This is a genomic window from Endozoicomonas sp. ALB091, assembly GCF_049310265.1.
Classification (GTDB): domain Bacteria; phylum Pseudomonadota; class Gammaproteobacteria; order Pseudomonadales; family Endozoicomonadaceae; genus Endozoicomonas.
Genome location: NZ_JBLYNQ010000011.1, coordinates 1 through 1,626 on the forward strand (window position 1 = coordinate 1; position 1,626 = coordinate 1,626).

A 1,626-nucleotide genomic window follows, 5' to 3' on the forward strand; every position below is an offset into this window, starting at 1 on the left:
CAGCTACTCCCGATGAATACACGTCAGCTGCCACAACCAGAAAACTGACATACTCATAATTTCTGAAAACACAAGAGAACCCTCAACTTTCGCTGCTAAGAAAAATAACTATCATCACCCTGAAAAATTCTGGCTATCTTGCCAAATCATGATGTGTCAAAAGCTATCTTTTGTGCTTTAGCACCATGGGCAATGGCTTTAAACAAACTGTCCCAGCTATCAATCATTAACGTGAGAAAGAAGCTGGTGATTTTCCTCCATAATCGCTTTCGTGTAGGCTTCTTTGGTTTATTTAAAGCCTGCTGAAATTTTGGACAAGAAAATTCCTGAATCTGATCAACCAGGAATGCGAGAAAAGTAAGGTAGGCGAAATTCGTAGCCAGATGTTTTTCGCCATGACCGTAATTGTGTTCAAGTTGATAGCCTTGATTTTTCAGGGTATTAAACGTTTCATTTTCAATGCGCCATCTACAACGGCCTCCTCGCATCACGGATTCAACGGTATCATCGGTTAATTCAAGATCAGTTACCCAGCACCAGACATGCTGGATCCCTTTTTTGTCGATTTCAATGTAATCCAGAACATTAACCCGCTCTGTTTCATCCTGAAGATTGAGGGGGACGTTATTGGCGTAGCGGAATTTATGAGTCGTGTTATTTTTCTCATCAACGATTTTGTGGTGATGAACCTGGCCTTCGTCATAAAGGGCATTCATGGCCTCAATAAGCGACACATGGTTACCATCTTTGGCCACGATAATATAGTGCCAGCCATGCTCTCTGATCAGAGCAATGGTAGGGTTGTCCGCATATAGACCATCCAGAAGAATCACCAGTTTCAGGCGTGGATGGTCATGTTTTGTCTGCGCCAGAAAACGTCTTATTGCCGCTTTTTCACAATCATTTTTTGTGGAACCATCCTGTCGGCAAATTGCTTCCGGCGCTAAAGGAATGACGGTTTTTCTGGAAGGGTGGACAATACAGCCCCCCATAATATTGTGGTAAAAGGTTTCACTTTTTTTGCCCTCGTTTTTAATGCAGCAGTCATCACAGCGGCAGGTTCCCGAATAAAAGAGACCCGTACCATCAATAGGAAGCAGATAAAGATCTTTCAACTTGCCACATTCGAATGCATAAGCTTGCAGAGCACCATTGCGCTGAACGACAGAAAACAATTCTTTAAACGGCGTCTTCAACCCGAGTGGATTAACCGGGTCAACAACCTCTCTCATTCTGGTATCGGAGGGAACTTTGCCATCTTTTACGTGATAGAGCTTTTCAAGATTATGACAGCAGATTTCATCAAGCCGCTCTTCATCAAACCCTAATAGTGAATCGAACTTTTGATGCATCATCGCAAAAGCAGATTTCAGAAAGTTAGGAAAGGGTATCACGCATTTATTTGGACGATGATCTGGAATGCTGTCGAAGCATTCTGATACCTTTTTTATCAAGTAAGAAGCACTGAATTGCCTGACATTTTTCTGAATAGCCGTACCCATGACTGACTCGACGACAATGATTGAGTAATATGCAATTTTAGTCGAAGAATTGTGCGGGCATGATTTTTTTACCTCTTCTGTATCTCTCGTGGCTGTAGTGCTTCAGGATTCATCGGGAATTACT

General features: G+C 42.4%; 1 protein-coding gene. It reads right to left on the reverse strand.

Annotated elements, in window-relative coordinates; genetic code table 11:
- Positions 1–146 precede the first annotated feature (146 nt).
- Positions 147–1,502, reverse strand: coding sequence for a transposase (locus ACO6UX_RS23400; RefSeq protein ID WP_422444684.1), 1,356 nt, complete (start codon positions 1,500–1,502; stop codon positions 147–149).
- Positions 1,503–1,626 lie beyond the last annotated feature (124 nt).

Coding starts and splice junctions, on each gene's coding strand:
- ACO6UX_RS23400 (WP_422444684.1), bottom strand. CDS start 1,502: ATGGGTACGGCTATTCAGAAAAATGTCAGGCAATTCAGTGCTTCTTAC.